General features: G+C 39.9%; 14 protein-coding genes and 1 pseudogene. 2 read left to right on the forward strand and 13 right to left on the reverse strand.

What is annotated here, in order from left to right; all coding sequences use genetic code 11:
• The first annotated feature begins 297 nt into the window (after positions 1 to 297).
• Complete coding sequence (locus tag IEW05_RS08760) at positions 298 to 792, forward strand: hypothetical protein (RefSeq protein WP_188537792.1); 495 nt, start codon at positions 298 to 300, stop codon at positions 790 to 792.
• Between the two features lie 1,009 nt (positions 793 to 1,801).
• Here IEW05_RS08760 and IEW05_RS08770 read toward each other — a convergent pair.
• From IEW05_RS08770 to IEW05_RS08795, 7 genes and pseudogenes are all read right to left on the reverse strand, one after another.
• Complete coding sequence (locus IEW05_RS08770) at positions 1,802 to 2,731, reverse strand: poly(ethylene terephthalate) hydrolase family protein (RefSeq protein WP_188537796.1); 930 nt, start codon at positions 2,729 to 2,731, stop codon at positions 1,802 to 1,804.
• 726 nt (positions 2,732 to 3,457) lie between these two features.
• Positions 3,458 to 4,546, reverse strand: a complete 1,089-nt coding sequence (locus IEW05_RS08775; protein WP_188537799.1) for a GNAT family N-acetyltransferase — start codon at positions 4,544 to 4,546, stop codon at positions 3,458 to 3,460.
• Between the two features lie 657 nt (positions 4,547 to 5,203).
• Complete coding sequence (locus tag IEW05_RS08780; protein ID WP_188537801.1) at positions 5,204 to 5,620, reverse strand: VOC family protein; 417 nt, start codon at positions 5,618 to 5,620, stop codon at positions 5,204 to 5,206.
• A 122-nt stretch (positions 5,621 to 5,742) separates the two neighbouring features.
• Positions 5,743 to 6,103: pseudogene (locus tag IEW05_RS25600) on the reverse strand (VOC family protein); the annotation flags it as partial.
• Positions 6,104 to 6,116: 13 nt separating this feature from the next.
• Positions 6,117 to 6,743: a type 1 glutamine amidotransferase family protein gene (locus IEW05_RS08785; protein WP_188537803.1), complete on the reverse strand. Its 627-nt coding sequence runs from the start codon at positions 6,741 to 6,743 to the stop codon at positions 6,117 to 6,119.
• A 125-nt stretch (positions 6,744 to 6,868) separates the two neighbouring features.
• Positions 6,869 to 7,831 carry a helix-turn-helix transcriptional regulator gene (locus tag IEW05_RS08790; protein ID WP_188537805.1) on the reverse strand — a complete coding sequence of 321 codons (963 nt, stop codon included), beginning with the start codon at positions 7,829 to 7,831 and terminating at the stop codon, positions 6,869 to 6,871.
• 243 nt (positions 7,832 to 8,074) lie between these two features.
• Entirely contained in the window at positions 8,075 to 10,387 is a 2,313-nt protein-coding gene (locus tag IEW05_RS08795; RefSeq protein ID WP_194434109.1) for a glycoside hydrolase family 3 N-terminal domain-containing protein, read from the reverse strand.
• Between the two features lie 214 nt (positions 10,388 to 10,601).
• On the opposite strand from IEW05_RS08795, the gene IEW05_RS08800 reads away from it, so the two are divergent.
• Positions 10,602 to 11,615, forward strand: coding sequence for a copper amine oxidase N-terminal domain-containing protein (locus IEW05_RS08800; protein ID WP_188537809.1), 1,014 nt, complete (start codon positions 10,602 to 10,604; stop codon positions 11,613 to 11,615).
• A 253-nt stretch (positions 11,616 to 11,868) separates the two neighbouring features.
• Here the strand turns inward: IEW05_RS08800 and IEW05_RS08805 are convergent, their stop codons facing one another.
• The 6 genes from IEW05_RS08805 to IEW05_RS08830 all read right to left on the reverse strand — a co-directional run bounded on the left by IEW05_RS08805 (position 11,869) and on the right by IEW05_RS08830 (position 17,899).
• A complete protein-coding gene (locus IEW05_RS08805; protein WP_188537811.1) occupies positions 11,869 to 13,653 on the reverse strand; it encodes a S41 family peptidase in 1,785 nt (594 codons plus the stop codon).
• Between the two features lie 251 nt (positions 13,654 to 13,904).
• Positions 13,905 to 14,669: an ABC transporter permease gene (locus IEW05_RS08810; RefSeq protein WP_188537813.1), complete on the reverse strand. Its 765-nt coding sequence runs from the start codon at positions 14,667 to 14,669 to the stop codon at positions 13,905 to 13,907.
• Positions 14,666 to 15,415, reverse strand: coding sequence for an ABC transporter permease (locus tag IEW05_RS08815; protein ID WP_188537815.1), 750 nt, complete (start codon positions 15,413 to 15,415; stop codon positions 14,666 to 14,668). The genes IEW05_RS08810 and IEW05_RS08815 overlap by 4 nt, the downstream gene beginning before the upstream one ends.
• Complete coding sequence (locus tag IEW05_RS08820) at positions 15,412 to 16,125, reverse strand: ABC transporter ATP-binding protein (RefSeq protein WP_188537817.1); 714 nt, start codon at positions 16,123 to 16,125, stop codon at positions 15,412 to 15,414. The genes IEW05_RS08815 and IEW05_RS08820 overlap by 4 nt, the downstream gene beginning before the upstream one ends.
• A 92-nt stretch (positions 16,126 to 16,217) precedes the next feature.
• Positions 16,218 to 17,225 carry a HAMP domain-containing sensor histidine kinase gene (locus IEW05_RS08825; RefSeq protein WP_188537820.1) on the reverse strand — a complete coding sequence of 336 codons (1,008 nt, stop codon included), beginning with the start codon at positions 17,223 to 17,225 and terminating at the stop codon, positions 16,218 to 16,220.
• On the reverse strand, positions 17,222 to 17,899 hold the full coding sequence (locus IEW05_RS08830; RefSeq protein WP_188537821.1) for a response regulator transcription factor: 678 nt from the start codon (positions 17,897 to 17,899) through the stop codon (positions 17,222 to 17,224). The genes IEW05_RS08825 and IEW05_RS08830 overlap by 4 nt, the downstream gene beginning before the upstream one ends.
• Positions 17,900 to 17,977 lie beyond the last annotated feature (78 nt).

The raw sequence follows: 17,977 nt of genomic DNA on the forward strand, positions 1-17,977 counted from the left end.
AACACCTCACATTTTTATTTCATTTTTTCTTAGAAAGTGGTTATACCTCGTTTAACATTCATTTAAAACATCTCCACTTATTTAAAGATAACATGATCTTAGCATTCAATTTATCGTTTTTTAAAGCATTTCTCTTTACAAAGAAATGCTCTCCGTTAGCGCAACACGCTATCCACTGAGGAATCTCCTTTATAGGCATCAGCACAATCATATAGTTATTAACCTGCATACTGTAAAAACAGGTTATTTGACTTTACGAATAGTGCATTATCTTTTTAAAGAAAAAGGAGATATTATATGACAAATTTTTATTCTTTTCACGGGACTATCACTATGATTAATGATTTTTTTACAGGTCAAAATGATGAAGGATGTTTAAAATTAATATCTGTAGATAACGGATTGGGAGCATTAGTAAATTTCGTTGTGTCACCCAATACTTATTTTGTAAACCATGAAATGGTGTCAGTAGGAGATCAAGTGACTGGATACTATGACGGAAATGCACCTGCTCCTCTAATTTACCCTCCACAATATCAAGCAATTGTCATGGTAAAAAATAGCCCATATCAGAATGTAAAAGTGGATTATTTTAATACTGAATTGGAGAGTAGTGATGGACGATTACGATTAAATATTTCTCCGTATACTCAAATAGTATTAACAAATGGGCAACTCTTTTCAAGAACCCCTGCGAACCGAGATCTAATTGTTATTTATGGACCTACCACAAAAAGTATCCCCGCCATTACCACACCCTATAGAATTATAGTTTTGTGTTTTCTCCTCTGACTATCGCTTGTTTAATATCTTGATCCATGACAGCTTTGCTCCCCCTTTAAATGTACGAGTATAAGATTTTGTTATCATGGTGTGATGATAGCACTTGTCACTTTGTTTGTCCATTAAACAAAGTAAGTTTATTTATATGTCGGATTGTTACTGAAGACGACCTTGAAGTTCTCGGATAGTTGATCATCCGACCTTCCACGGGTACATTCGAGTCCAATAAAAGCACACGAAAATTAACTCCTATAGGATCTCCCTTCCACTTCTGTGAAATAAAAACTGCTTGCCAATACGGCACCAAAAACAAATCAGTATCAAAAAAAATATCCACTTTCACATTAAGTTCATTCCTGTGCTGTAGCAAATCCAGAGGAAGATGGACTAGATGTTCTACAATTTCTTCCCGTGTTTCAATAATTTGATGATCATTATTTATTTTATTCCTCCATGCTGACTAACAAAGCCGTGACTTTCTTTCATGATCAGTTGATGCAAGTGATCATTGAAAGTTTAAAAAATAGAATGAAAAATAAATTCATGAGCCAAGAGATTGATAATGAAGTTGTTGTCCAATTTATGGCATCTGCTTACGTCGGCGTCGTGGAATGGTGAATTAAAAATAAAAGAACCAATCCTCCCGAAATTATGGCCCTACAAGTGAAGATTCTTTTTAATAGCAGCCATCTTTTTAGTCACAACTAAGTCGGCAATGGCGTCTGTGGTAACCTTATGAACCATGTTTAGCGATGTTTGCAAGCACTTGCAACGTTAAATCGGTTAATTAGTTACTTATCTAATCGGCAATGAGACCATGTTCTTGTCCATTATCGGTTAAGGGATCAAGTTCTTGTCCTGGACAAAGGACAAGAACTTGATCCCTTAAAAAAGAAAACCCGCGCTGGGCGCGGGTTCTTATGGGACTATATTCTAGTCCTGTGACAAAAAGCTGTTTCGTAATGGCCCTTTTCGCACGCAGGTTTACAGTAAAACCGGCAAACATGCCGTTTTTTTGTTATTGATGCACGAATTTATTATCATCCATATTTGCTTGTATAACGTCCACCCAATTTGTATTATGCATCATCTCGGAAGAATCCCCATGAAATGCCTTCATGGCTTCCTGATCATCAAGCAGCCGATATCTCATCCAAGCCGTCAAGTAACCCCTATGATTGCCACCATTACCTTCAATCGCTGTATGAGCTGCACCTTTTGCCATCCCCATCATAACAGGCGTGCTTGCGTTAGTACTATGCAAGGCTAATTGATTCGTTGATACCGGTGAGATTAGAAAATCTCGTGTACCGCCCATAATGAGGAAAGGAACGGTAATACGTGCTGTATCGTACACATCTTCTGGATCACAATGCTTCAAATCCGGGAGAGCGATGGATACAATCGTCTTAATCAACGATCCACTTATATAGTTGGTATGAGCATTAATGACCCCAGTAGACCCTTGAGAATGTCCAGCTACACCAATATGTTCCATTTGTATTTTTTGATAAAACAAGCTGTTTGCTAGTTGGTTTTCATTTCTCAAATAATCAATAGCCTCCACAATTTCTTTGCCCGTTCCTGTTGTTTTGCTATAGGAATCTATTACAATGAATCCCCAGCTAGTAAGATGAGTTAAGAGCTCATCATAACGATCTGGCGTGGCACCTGTGCCATTCCCCCAAGAAATAATAGGATAGGATTCGTCTCCTTGAAATGCTGGGTAGTATATTCTAAATAAAGCCTCTCCGCTCGTACTCTTAACTTCTTCTACCTTTACATGATAGCTTCCTTGCTGTGCATACCGCTGCTCAATGCTTCCTTCTGCAAGTTCTGGTACATTAGAATGAATGATTATTTGCATGAAAATTGTTATTGGAACTGCAACGATAAGGACTAAAGCTGACAACCATAAAATCCACTTTCGTTTTTTCAAAACCGACATACACGTGACCTCTACGATAGTCTATAGGTTTCTCTATCGTTTTCTTTGTTAAAATATGAAACTAAAGGGATGTATACCAATAATATTCGACTGATTGGGTATTAATTCCTCTTGCAATCCAACTATTCTGCCCGTTAGTTCTATAAAAAAGGACGCTCCCGCCCCTACGCATGGGCTACGTCCTCCTCATTATATTCCATTTTAATTTATTATTAAAAGAACATACGCGAGTAGCATGTAGTTCTTTAATAAGATACTGAGATTTATCTAGGCACTAAGAAATTACTTTATTATCTTTTCACATGAATACCTTTTCAAATTGACCTCATGGCCAAGTGATACAAAATACACTTGCCTTCACTGTAACTCGTCGTACTTTAAGCGTTATTATGTATGAAACCATGGCTATTAAATTCAAATAAAAACTTAGAGCATTCATTCTAAGAGTTTATATTTTGTAATAGTAATTTACAAACTAGTTTAATACATACAAAATTCGCGTACTGAATGTTGCACCGACCCCGTCTGTCCTGAGTTATTTGCCTGTGTTTGTAAAATCACTGTATTGAAGATGCAAGGTTCATTTAGCGAAAGTACCTCCACAATGTAGAGTACCACCTTTGTCTTTGTACACATTGTACAGTTCAAGACCATTTTGTTTATTTAAAAATAAACAAGTCTTTAATCAATCCCCCACCCAACCGGAGGGGGATTTGGTTTTGCGAGTTAACGTTGTGTCAGGAGCGATATCAATCGCTGCTTATTGAATTGAATGAAGGAATAGGCTCGAAGCAGCTTGGTTCTACGTGCTCGGTTAATGAACCGGATATGATAGTTGATTTTTACGCGATCTGCCCAGTAAAATTTGTAATCCTGCTGACCGCTTAGAAAATCGATTTCTTGTAAGCAGCTACTGGTATTCATGAGATGACGAATCACTCGATTAGTCAATACCAACCCAACTCCATATTCCGCGTAATGCTTAGGTGATGCGATCATGTACATATATGCTTTGTCTGCATAGATCATAGTGTGCCAAGCTGCAGCAACATGGCCATTTATTTCAATATATGAGAGGTGTGTGCGTTCTTGGTTGTGGAGTTGCAACAAGACTTCTTCAAAGAAAGCTTGGTTATTAGGTTGGTTAAACAAACTATCCTGCCAACGTTGTTTATGTAATTCGATAAAGTTGCTCCATTTTTGCAGATCAAAGGGCTCAAAGATTTTAATTGTTACATCATGATGATCCCGTAATAATTTCCGCTCTTTGCGTTCAATTGCTTTAATCCTGCTCTTATCGGCTTTCATATCGTTATATTGCATTAAATCGATATATGGGAGAACAGATAATTTTCTTTCGAACAGATCAAATTGTTCACCGAAGAAATGCTTAACCAGCTCTGTTTGCGGATTACTGGATTGTAAATTATACAGGTCGATCCAATCCCATTCATCTTGATGCTGCAGGAGTACTTGGATGATTTGGTTGAGTACCTTCACGCCATGACAGTCTTTATGGATGTAAATAAGATTTACATCTCCTACATCGGCAACAATAAACTGTAGTGTACTTATTCTGCGCCATATGATTTTTTGGCTCACTATACACAAAGGAGCTATGGCTACGCATGTATCTTGATCGGTAACGACGATAATAAATAGTTCTTTCGAAGGGTCCATCAAGTGATGAATATACGATTCCACCCACTCCCACGATGCGAAGATTTCAGGATTCTCTATATGACGCATGAATTCCCGCCATTGATGTTCGATGTTGGATAATTCCTCCACAGTTCGAATAATTGACGTCTGCATAATACAACCACCTTTTCAGCGTAGTACTGTTCCGTTTCATATTCGAAATACACCCCTTAGATTCCTTCTGACTTCCACTCATTCGACGAAGGTTCTAAATATCCGACAGAGAATAAAAAGGCGCCCCCATAAGCATGAGAACACGATGATGGTCAAGTCGATCCAACCCATCCCCTCCCCTCAAAGACAAATATACCTTGGTCGGCGCACTCCATGCGAAATATGAACATGGTGTGTGCTTGATATGCCTAAAAAACTAAAAAAGAATGAGAAATCACCATTCCAGCTCTTCCGGCTTCACGTTTGCCCAAATTGTGCCTGCAAACTGTTCAATTGGATAACAGCGTAGCAAAAAGAGCGAGCGCTCGTGGAAAACTTAGCGAAACCTCGCTCTTCTCTTTTGTTATATCGATGGCTATTTTGTAACCATGACTACGGAAGATATATTATAACATCATCTTGTCCAACTCGGATTCCTCGAGCCCTTCGTTATAGACGCGATATTACTCGGCGTTTTCTTCGAACATCGTCCGGATCGCCGACAGGTCTTCCGCTTCCTCCATAACGAATATTGCGCACTGCCCATTCCCTGCAATCGGGACAGCCAGACTCGTTCACAGTTATTGAAACTCATGGTTAACCTAATAAGTTACATTGTTACTCATGTGGCATCTTGTCCATATCCATATACAACACATTCCATCGATGGCCGTCCAAATCGGCGAATCCGGAACCGTACATCCACCCGTCCTTGTATCCGGGCTCTCCATATACAGTACCACCCGCGTTAACAGCCTTGCGTACCATTTCATCTACTTCTTCCGGGCTTGCCGCATCAATGGAAAACAACACCTCGGTTCCCTTCGTTGTATCGACAATCTCATTTCCCGCAAAACCTTTGAAAGCGGACTCTGGAAAAAGCATCACCATCACCTTTTTATCGCCTATGACTAAGCCGGCCATCTCACTGCTGTTCATATGACGCGGATGAAGCGAGAAACCGATTTTGCTGAAAAATTCTTTTGACTTGCTCAGGTCTTTGACTGGCAAATTGAGCCATAATTCTTTGGTCATAGTAATCCTCCTTTACATTGGTATTGGTCAACAGTAAGCTTTCAACCTCAAAATTTGAAGTTTCTATTTTCGCCAACTATTTAATAAAGTTATTGCATTTATTCTTCACTAAAGCTTCTGGCCTATTCAGCTACCCTGCGACTACTTTCTTCTGACAAATCCTTAATCCTAGTCATAATAGACCATCTTACTCCAAAAGGATCCAATATACTTCCGAATCGATCACCTGAAACAAAGTTTGCAACCGGTTCCTTTACTTTTGCTCCTCTTGCTAGCATTTTCAAATACCTGGTCAACATTAATTACATAAATTCATAAAGAATAACACACATTGTCTTCATCTGGCGGCAAGGTCAATTTATAAGTCGGATTCGCTGCTCCCAGCTGTAAAAAACCATTTCCAAAATCTAAGAAAACAGTTTTATAGAACTCCATTGCTTCAGAAGGATTCTTCTCTGTTATAAATGGTGTAATAGATGTAAAGATGCTGATACCTTCATTGTATTGAATTCATCAACTCATAGTAATATTTAGGATCATTAGTCTTATTAAGGCTATACCAGGCGTCTAATGTTTTTGGAGAAAACACATCCAAAGCTTTCAAGATATGTACAGAAAATTCCAATGGAGCTATTCCAGATGCTGTGATCAGTTTTCCATCAGTTACAGCAGACTCCATTTTGTAATACTTTTCTCCTGTATAAGTGGGACAGATCATTTTAAGGTATTCCAGATCATTGCTTGTATGCCCACGTGAATTCAGCAATCCTGTCTGGGCAAGTCCCATTGTAGCACCACAAATCGCTGCAACCCATATACCTTCCCTTAAACACCTCTCAGCGATTGTTAAGAGGGGGTGGTGAATGGTTTCTGTCCACGTATTTCCACCTGGTAAAATCAATAGATCTGATTTTTCAATGCTGCACTCATCCAATTTGATGTCAGGCAGTATTGTAAGTCCGCCCATTGTAGTTACTGGAGTCTTATCAATTCCCACGGTAACTATTTTTGATGGGGCCAGTCCCTTTTTATAATATCTTCCCGAGTTCAGTTCGGCAGTTAAGTAACCTATTTCCCAGTCTGCCATTGTGTCAAACACATAGAGATATACCGTATTATTCATTTGCAAGTTCTCCTTATTTAACAATTCATCAAGTGATACCAACCATCCATCCATCCATCCATCGGTAATCAATGATTATCATCATTATAAAATGACTTCACTGACATCCGCTGTCAGTGAAGCTATTAAAGTTGATAATATTCCATTAACTCCGACACAACATCAACAAGTTTTTCCTTCAAACTCTGTGGTTCGATTACTTGAATGGATTTCCCGTAGGATAAGAGAAAATTAGGAACATAGGTAAGAATTGATTTTTCCTCAAGTAAAAAGATTGCTTGATTTGGTGTACGCTCTTTCAGATGATGCCCCAAAAACCAATGCAGGCATAAGTCATCCAACGCCTCTGACCTACCTTCGATAATTACAGCAATTAACCCGTCCTTGCCGACTAAATCAGGTAATAGATTTCGCACAAAAAATTCCCGAGCCAAAAAAGCTTCGGAACGCTTAAATATGTTTTGAGTACGCTTGATTTGTAAAATCCGTCCTACCCGAAAGCTGCGGATCTCATTTCTCAGGTGGCAAAATGCAACAATATACCATTTATTGTTCCAGTAAACCATTCCATAGGGATCTATCACCCTAGTCTTGGGTTGATCATCACGACGTGTGCGATAATCAATTTCTACAGAGAATTCGTTTGCTACAGCTTGCTCCAATTCCGCCAATATTGGCTGCATAGAAGGGTCTCCCATACGGTTTATAACTTCAAATCCGGCTAAATGACGGCTGAGAACACTTTCCTGTTCCTGATTCGAATACATTTTCAATTTGGATGTCGCATTACCTAATGCCTCACTCAAAGGGTATCCGGCTTCTTTTGCAAAAACAGCAGCATGAAGAAGTGCTTTTTTTTCTTCAATATCAAATAGCAGAGGTGCTCTGATAAAATTATTCAGCAAGCTATACCCGCCATTATGACCAGTGTCGGATATTATAGGCACTCCACTGGCACCTAGCGCATCAATATACCGATAGACTGTCCTTATATTTATTTCTAACTTTTCGGATATTTGTTTTGCGGTCATTTTAACTCCCGAATTCAGCATCCATAGGATTGCCAGCATATTATCGTTTTTTGGCATCACATATACCTCATCTTTTATTAGGATCGCACTAAATTATTAGCTTTACGAATAGTCTACTCTCAACTCAACTTTCTACTTTACCACAACTTGTGATACGGTTCACCGATTCGCTGAAAAGCTAAAAACAGCATGTCTCTCTCAAGAGATATGCTGTTTCCATTTCCCATTATTTTCGTTTCATCTTTGACTCTGCTTTCGTCATCATACTAATCCTGCTTCTTATCTCCCAACTGGGAGAAATTAATTATCACTTACCCTACTTTGATCCATTGTCACTGGCAGTACGCCCCCGGCTTCCAATTGGCCGAGCAGCACTTTGATCCCGGCGGTTGTATTGGGCTCCTGTTTTCCGTAAACTGCAAGTCCTGAGCGTACGTTCTGCAAAAAGATCGTCTCATACGGGTTACCAAGAGATAAAAGCGCGTATCGCTTATTACGCTCGTTCATCTCTTGGATCAACGTTTGAACATCGGTCCATCCAAACTGACTGGCTACGTTACGGAACTGGTAAGTGGCCAGGATGACGTAATCCGCCTTTTCAATAGCTTTAAGCGCTTCCGCCTTGTTTCCTTGACCGATAACAGAAATCTCCGTCTTAAGCGATAGGTTGCTGGCGGCTTGCAGCAGCTGTCTCTCAAGCTGCTTGGCCTGTTCCTGCTCAGCTGCGACAATAACAACCCGGTCTCCTTGATGGATTTGATCCGGAAGCGCACCGTCGCGGCTGGCCAATAATGTGACCGCTCGTTCAGCAATTTTCCGCTCCACTGTGCGATGCACCTCGGATCCGATGATATCGTTAAGTGCGCTCAACTTATGCGTAAGGCTTTCGCCGCGGTCAAACAAACCATATTTTGATTTAAGCTCTAATATTCGTTTCACCGAATTATGGATGGTTTCTTTCGGGATCGTCCCGCTATTCACCGCGTTAACCAGTGTTTGATGTGCAGCTGCTGGATCTTGCGGCATAAGGATGATATCGACACCTGCGGAGACCGCACGTTCCACTGCTGTATTCTCCCCAAAATGCTCCGCTATCGCATTCATGGTGAAGGCATCAGAAATGATAACGCCTTTATAACCAAGCTCTCCACGAAGCAGTCCTGTCAGCACCTTTTTAGATAACGTGGCAGGGATCGGCACGCTGCTTCCGTCCTTAAGCGAAATAATGTGCTCGTTATCTACTGCGGGGAAAGCAATATGGGCGGTCATGATCATCTCCACCCCGTTCTCGATCGAGGCGCGAAACGGTTTCAGTTCGACCGCATCGAGTCGTTCGCGGTTATGTGTCAACACCGGCATTCCCAGATGGGAGTCTACAGTCGTGTCACCATGCCCCGGAAAATGTTTAACTGCCGCAATGACTCCAGATTGACGCAGCCCTTTTATTGTTGCGATCCCAAGCCGTGATACCAAGTCCGCATCCGAGCTAAACGAACGCATCCCGATGATCGGGTTGTCTGGATTACTGTTAATGTCGAGCACCGGGGCAAAATTGACCTGCAGCCCGAGCGCCTTCAGCTCTTCCCCTGTCAGCCTTCCTGCCGCTTCGGCCAGTGCCGCGTCACCGGTTGCGCCAAGCGCCATTTGACCTGGCAGATTCGTCCCGCCGGGGATTCGCTTAACAACGCCTCCTTCTTGGTCGATGCCGAGAAACAGCGGAATGTCACCTGCTTCCATTTGCAGATGATGTGTGAGTGTTGTAACCTGCCGTACGTCTACAATATTTTTGTCAAACAGAATTAGTCCGCCCAAGTCCTGATCGTGGATGCTGCGTTTAATTCCTTCATTGACGGTAGTTGTCACTTGACCATTCCATTGCCTAATATCAGGCATGAGCATTTGGCCGACTTGCTCACTGACGGTCATATAAGATATCAGCTTATCCCAATCGTGATCCTGAATAGCTGCTTCACGTTCAAATCGAATCACCCGGGTCATAAACACGGCAAACTCCGCCCGAGTGACAGGTCGATCCGGCCGATAGGTGCCATCCGTATATCCACCGATCAATCCGTTAGAGTTCATAATGAGAATTGGTGCTGCTGCCCAATGATTCTCCGTATCCTTCAAACTTGCTGGTTGCTTCCCTGTTACAAGTGAATATGCGCGTGTAAGGAAGGCAGCCGTCTCTGCTCGGCTCATCGCTGTATCTGGATGAAAGGTGCCGTCAGGAAATCCGCTGGCCAGCCCGTTTTTTTCCGCAATAGCGATTTCACGATAAAAAGGATGTGTTGTTGGAACATCTGAATAATTTGTTCCTTTCGTTGCAACTTGCAACTGTTGAGGATAGAGCTCCCGAACCATGAAAGTTACGGCTTGCGCTCTTGTTACATGCCTCTCGGGCATAAACTTCCCATTGCCATATCCGGCAACTGTTCCCCTTTTAGCCATATAGTTAATGCTGTCTTCTGCCCACTTCGCATGCTGCAGATCAGTAAACCGTTCTTCCGCAGCCGCACTTCCTGCCCAAACGAGCATTGAACCGATTACGGCACCGAATATCGTCATCATTTTCAAATTCATCTGTTCCACCTCTGTAGCTGTTATATGCATGATGAATAGACGCTTCCGAAGTCCCTTTTGTTGCGATTAATCCTCATTTTGCTATCAGCACCATCCCCTTCGGGATGCCCTCTACATGATTATTGCATTGCGATGCCTCAACAGATGGATTGTACTTAAGTTTGTTTAATCAACTAAAAATTGATATGATTTTTAATAAACTCACATTTTAGACTAGTATATTGTTGTGAAGGAGAACGGAAAAATGTATAAAAAATTAAATTATATTTTAATAGCTTTTATTACGACAACTCTATTTTTTGCAGCTTATAATACGGCTACTGCTACTGCTGCTATTAAAATCTTTGTAAATACTAAAGAAGTAGTAATGGATCAGAAACCTATAATAAAAAATGGCCGTACCCTTGTGCCACTTCGATTTATATCTGAATATTTAGGTCATGATGTAAAATGGGATCCGAAAAAGAAAGTAGTTACTATTGTTTACTCTATTGAAAATATAAACTACACGGTTACCTTACCCATTGGCCAAAAAACGGCTACTAAAACTCCCAGCTCTTATTTGAATAAGTACAGCCAAGAAGATATAGTACATATTCAATCAGATGTAAATAGTCAGATTATTAATGGAAGAACTGTTGTCCCCTTAAGATTTATAGGTGAATTACTTGGTATAGATGTCCGCTTTGATTATCAGAACAAAGATATATATATTTCTAGTTTAGGCGTGAACTTAATCCCATCTGATTTTGAAAAAGAGGTTTATGATAAAGAATTACGTAAGGTGAAAGATTTTGGTAAACCTACTGTCAATTATGAAAAATTCCTAGCTCTCGATGCGGATCATTTCAACTCCATCGATCTTGATTATCTTTTTGCTAGAAAACCTAGTGTTGACTTGTTCGGAGCCCCCGAAGCTTTCCGTGATGGCTTCAATGAAGTCATAATATCCGGGCCCATTCAAATCGATTACCTAAATATGATGATATATAAGGGAAAGGATTTACCCATTTTAAGCTACCCAGATGTTACAGTCGAAAGTACTGCTACTATTAAAGAAGGCATGACCTATGATGAAGTAGTCAAAATATTTGGTGGTCCTGGAGTATTATCAGGTAAAGGTACTCTTCGAGAGGAATACAAATGGGCATCGTCTTCAGAGAAAGGAGAAGCCTATATCACATTTGTTAAAAAGGACTCTTCTCTTAATGTCACACCATCTCCATATAGATCGTATTCTTGGGAATATACTTATTGAGTTTGACAATTAAAAATCGAACTTGCTTTTAACCGTGCTTTTAAGAAATATGAAAGAGGGCTCAAAATTATTTGAGCCTTCTTTCATTCTATTTTGTTACGTTCTCTAAACCTGTGTTCTTTACATATGAAATGACATTCGCCTATGCAAAAAGACATGCTTAAAGCACATCTTTATTAATATTCTTCCAAAACACTTTCATATCTCAAGTGATTTTCTTGTTATGTTCGATATAGATGCGTTAAGAGACAGTTTAATAACCATCTTTAATTAATTCAACGGCTCTCTCAACATACTCGTCTCTGCCTTCCATAATTCCTTCAATGGTTGGATCAAGATGAATATCAGGCTGCACTCCTATTCTTTGCGTTGGTTTTTTCTCTGGATCAAAAACACCGATTCCACTTATTTTAGTTATTATATTTCCTGGAAGAGTAATTCTAAATACATTACCATCCGCTCCTGCAGTTGGCCTCCCAAGAACGATTGAACTTTCTGTTTTTCTCAGCAACATCGTTGTAAACTCACCATTACTAATAGTATGTTCATTGATTAAAATCACGACTTTCCCTTTATAAACCTCGCCATCTGTATCTTGAAGCTTCCCTGAGGTAAGAGGCTCAAAATAATATTCACCGGGTACTGCACGATTAGGAAATGACACTTTGGCAAACTCTTTTTCGGAAGGGATCAGATATTGGGCTAATTTATAGTCCAGTGCGCTGGATGGGTAGTTTCTAAGATCAACAATTAGACCTTTAGTGTCCCACCATTTTTTCATGATGTTATCAATCTCTCCTTCTTCCAATAGACCAGCATTAATATAGAAGATTTCTCCGTTCTCCATTGCTTGCGATTTCGTATCAACAAAGTAATTAATCTCTTGTAGGTTACTCGTCGCACTTATATTTATCGTTTTTCCCTGTCGAATTACGGTAACGTCCATATTCTTTTGATGTGTTCGGAATAATGCATTAAAGAAATCTCTTGACGTGTCATCTCGAGATTGTGAGATGTATTTTCTTCTATCTTCTAATAATTCATCAATACTATTGTCGCCAACTTTTAATACAATATCTCCAACCTCAAGTCCACATTCGTTAAATAATGTACTTATAACAATCTGATTGTTAATTTCGACAAAGTTTACGGGAAGCCGATACGTTCCAAAATATTCAATAATGGACTCTCTATTTTTGCCCATCAAATTAACATGAGAATCGTGTACTCTAGTTGTTAATTCTGCTAAGGTCATCAAATAGGAATCATAATCAGACCCATCTATCATTTTAGGAATAAACTCCAGAAGCACTTGATCCCAATCCTCTCCGATAACATCTTTATAAGGATAATAGTATTCGATAATATTCCAATAGCGGAATAAGCCAAGCAACCTGTAGCCGGTGTCATCAAATTTCATTCTATTATAAGGGTTTTCATTATGTATAATTGGAAATGGTGATTCATCATTAAAGCTAACAAATGCCTGTTTTCGTTCCGCAATGTTAGATTCTAATATCATTGATAATTCAAGACTCAGATCTGTTCCCAGATATTCCTCGTCATTGGACCAATCTGTAGTTGGACTTAGCTGTATAGAATCTTCGGAAAACTGGTATTGCTGTTCAAGATCCCCGGAAACGCTCTTATTACCTAGCGTATGAACCCACTCATAGAGAATGGAGTTCACATCCGAATGGTCTTCTAAAATAGAAGGCATCACCCGAAATAGCTCATAATCCCAATTTTTATCTCCAGATACAACCTTAGGATGGTAATATTTCACCACTCCCCATACTTTACTGAGCTTAGCAAGATCCACGATCTTTTGTTCAGAAAGGCTAGAAAATATCATTCCACTTCCTTGGTCAAAATTCGGCTCCTTCTCTTTCTCGATTTGATGAGCCCCTTGTGATGTAGAACATCCTGCAATTATAAGAATAAGCAATATACTGAAAAATACCAGGGACTTTCGATTTCTTCTTCCTTTTTTCACCTTTCCCCCACCTTTTAGCTCAACGTTTTTTCTTTTTGTCATTCTTGAAAATCTAAGATCTACTTAGCCTATCTCGCGGTATTTGTTTCCCATTTTTATAAAAATCTCGAGTGTAAATAAATAGCCCCAGCCATAGGCAGCTCCTATCCTAGGCTGGGGCGTATGTTGTCTGAGCTTTCACTTTGATTATACATCTAATAACTTTAAAGGTGATAGCCCAGCAACAAATATTGATTCTCCTCTTTGATAATCATTGTTTTCTGGCTTAAGCGGACAAAATAATGAACCCCAACTTAGGCATCTCGTTTACGGTAAACTACAATAGCTACTGTAATAAAGATCAGTGTCCATAACATTAAAATACTTGTCCCTTGCATGGGTGTAAGAACATTTATTTCATCAGAGGAAGGCGGCATATACATATAATATCCTGCCATATCCGGAGAATAATTTTTAATACTGGGTAGAAAATCTCTCGACAATGGACTGACAATGAAATAATAACCAAGCAGTACCACTAAAGCAGGTGTGGTTCGTCTTAATAAAGCACCTATAGCTGCACTGAGAAGTGTGGTTAATGTTAGATAGCCTGTTGCACCTACTAATGTTTTTATCATTATCATTGTGTCTGTTTTAAACCCTACTGCTGTGTCTCTCATCATAAAGAAAGTATATAGTACACCTGATGCAACAATAATAAACGCCACAGGAATGGTTATAATCGCTAATGCCAAATGCTTCGTGGATAATTGAAGCCCACGCCAAGGTATCGTAGTTAATGTAGTTCGAATCTGTCCACCAGCGTACTCCGAACAAGTAGCTACGATTCCAAGAATAATGAACCCTGCTTGAAGATATCCCATAGAAGCAAGTCCTATATTCAGAATACTTTGTGTTCCTGCTGCCCCTTGTAGACCAATAGAAGTAAATGCTGTAGCTAAAACTAAATTAAGAATGAATATACCAATTAGAGTGAGCCATATCGATGGTAATGTAACTAATTTTTCCAGTTCAGCACCAAGGATTTGTGTTATCTTCCTACTAGGAGAGACACTCATGATGCAACGTCCCTCCTATGGAATACAATAGTTGCAACAATAAAAAGAACGACTAACCAGGCAAACATGACTAAACCACCTTTGAACGGGGTGAGAAATCTGTCGCTCATAAACATAAACATTTCAAGGCCAGCCCTATCGGGTAAGTATAACGCCAACTTTGTAACTTTAGAGAGCAGGAAACTGAATGATACTACAGATGTGTTTATGATGAGCACAGCAAGCGGAATAATGCCATTCTTAGTTAGAACAGTAATCCCAAATGCTAAAAGGGCAGTGAATGTCCAGTAACAAACTACACCGATAAGCCTAGGCCATTCAAATGCAGGGGCATATTCACCAAGAATAAGATGCGTTGCAGACACAGTTGTCATAATTGCAACAATACAAAGCAGTATGCTGATCACAGTCACAGCGCCTGCTTTTGCCAGTAAAAAATGAAGCCTTGATGGAATAACAGTTAAACTTGTTGTAATCTGCCCCCCTCCACCAGATTCACTGCTCTCTGTCAAATACTCACTGCTGACAGCAAGCACACCAAGAATAATGACACCTTGCACACCAAGAGCGAGTCCAATATAACCAACTTCCGATAGCCGTGTGCTAACTCCAGCTATAATCTCCTCTTGTTGTGCTATACTGTCCAAGGCAGCAATGACCGCTGGGGCAAATACTCCAATAAGAAAGGCAAGCCAAATGCCTGGCAGGGAGAACAATTTAGATAGCTCCGCGTTGAATGCTCTCATACAACACCACCTGCATGTTCAGATGTCAGGGCAAAAAAGGCTTTCTCTAGTGTAGAATGGTTACCTATTACTTCTTCCAATGTTCCATCTGCAACGATTGTTCCATGCTTAATAATCACCACATCATCAACCGTCTCTGCAAGCTCTCCCATGAGATGACTGGATAGTAACACTGTGTTTCCAGACTCAGCACGTTCACGTAAAAATGTCCGAATCCACCGAATTCCTTCTGGGTCGAGCCCGTTTACGGGTTCATCTAAAACCAATATTGTTGGATCACCAAGTAGTGCAGCTGCCATGCCAAGTCTTCTCCCCATACCAAGAGAATACTTCCCAACTCTTTTCCCAGCTGCATTAGAAAGACCTACTATTTCTAGAACTTCCTCGACACGTGAGCGAGGCAATCCTGCGGCACGAGCAATCCAACGCAAGTGTGCCCGTCCTGTTCGCATACGATGAGCTCCAAATCCATCAAGTGCGGCACCTACTGTTGCTAGAGGATTATGTAATTCAGCGAATGGCTTTCCATTAATTAGTGCACTCCCTGAGGTAGCGCGATCTAATCCAAGCAGGATGCGAAGTGTAGAACTTTTTCCTGCCCCATTTGGACCTAAAAAACCAGTTACTCTACCTGGTCTAGCTGTAAAACTGATACCTGATAAGATTTCTTGAGATCCGCGACGTTTGACTAAGTTATTAATGGTAAACAACCATAACACTTCCTTTCTGTTATGGTTCTAATTATAAAGAAGCAAAGTTACATCTCAGTTATCATGCTGTTTACATCTGGTTTAACTTTCGGTTAATCTCTACCAATAGCTACTCTTGTGCCATTTTCATTGGATGTAAAGTCAGCTTTCAGCCTCATTTTTTGCAACATATAATTTGAAATCGATAAACCAACTCCCGCCCCACGCTCATAGGAAGAGTTATCCATACCTGGACCTTTGTCTGCAACAATGATCTGTTCTTTTTCTACATCAACCACAATGTTTGCATATTTTCCTTCTGCTGCATGGCGAAGAATATTCTGAAATAGATTATCCAGAACCCGTGTCATCCATTTAGGATCTGCTTCCCAATAAAAAGTCTCCTCTGTCGGTAAATCAACATCGAGCTGAATTTCTTGTTCTTCAAATGCAGGATACCACGCTGCAACAGATGCTCTTACTAAACGTCCAATATCTGTTGAAGTGGGATGAAAAGGATGTTTCCCTGATGTAAGCAATGTATAGGAAAGTAAATCATCCATGAGATCTCCGACTCTTGTAATCGTATGGTTCATCTCTGTTAATGAGTTTTGTCCTTCTAGACTCATGGATTCTTTATTTAATCGGGTGACATGTCCTCTCAAAATGGTAAGTGGCGTTCGTAAGTCGTGAGATAAATTCGCGATGAGTCGATGTCGTAACAATTCCTCTTCATATTCTCGCTTGCGACTGTCTTCAAGCTGCTGAATCATCCAATTAAAAGAACTTCCTAACTGGTCTATTTCATCCATACGATCAATTTGAACAGATATTGGTCTAGGAAATGAGTTATGATTAGCTGAAAATGACATGACTTCCTGTAAGCGCGTGAGCCTTTTACGAAGTCTCAAGAAGAAAATCCAAGATATTACAACAAATGCGACAATAATAAAACCAAACAAAAGTAATGTAACGTAAAATAGATTTAACGTATTCAATTGTTCTCCATTTTTAGAAAACCCAATGAATGCAGATAAGAGAATTAGCACAATGGGAGGAAAAAAGATAAACAGAAAATGTCCTTTTAGATACCTACGAAATAATGATTTAGTCTGTTTCATAGTTTCACCCGATAGCCTATTCCCTTCAACGTTTCAATAATCTCTGGACAATCTGGATCGCGTTCCAACTTTTGCCGCAGACGATGGATATGTACCATTATTGTTTTATCACCCGTTATGTAAGCTTCTTCCCAAATTGCTTCATAAATTTGTTCTTTTGGTAACACTTGATTAGGGTGGCGTAAGAAATACATTAAAATTTGATGTTGTTTCCCTGTCAATATAATTTCTTCTCCTGTGCGTTTATCCAATACCATTTGGACTTGTGGATCTACTTCAATATGATGTCCTAATGAAATGCGTTCGGAATGTGTTCCACCACTTCGACGGATTAATACTTCTAATCTTGCAACCAATTCATCCGTATGGAATGGTTTCGTTAAATAGTCATCTGCAAATTGTAAACCATCTACCTTATCATCTATCGATGTTCGAGCAGATAACAGCAAAATAGGAACCGCTGGAGCTACCTTTTTTAATCGTTTTCCCACAGTAAATCCGTCTAAGCCGGGCAACATGATATCCAAAATAACGATTTCATGATGATTTACTTCTTTTTCGGCTCCTTCACCAGAGAGCAGCCACTGAACTGAAAATCCTCGCTGTTCCAATTCTTCTTTTAGCAGGCTACCTATTTTCTCATTATCTTCAATATATAATACGTTTCTTTTCAAGTAAGATCCCTCTCTCTAAATAGCATTCCTATTAGACAGATTAACACAATATAAAAAATGATTTCCAGTTCAGACCCA

The organism is Paenibacillus segetis, assembly GCF_014639155.1.
Lineage (GTDB): Bacteria > Bacillota > Bacilli > Paenibacillales > Paenibacillaceae > Fontibacillus > Fontibacillus segetis.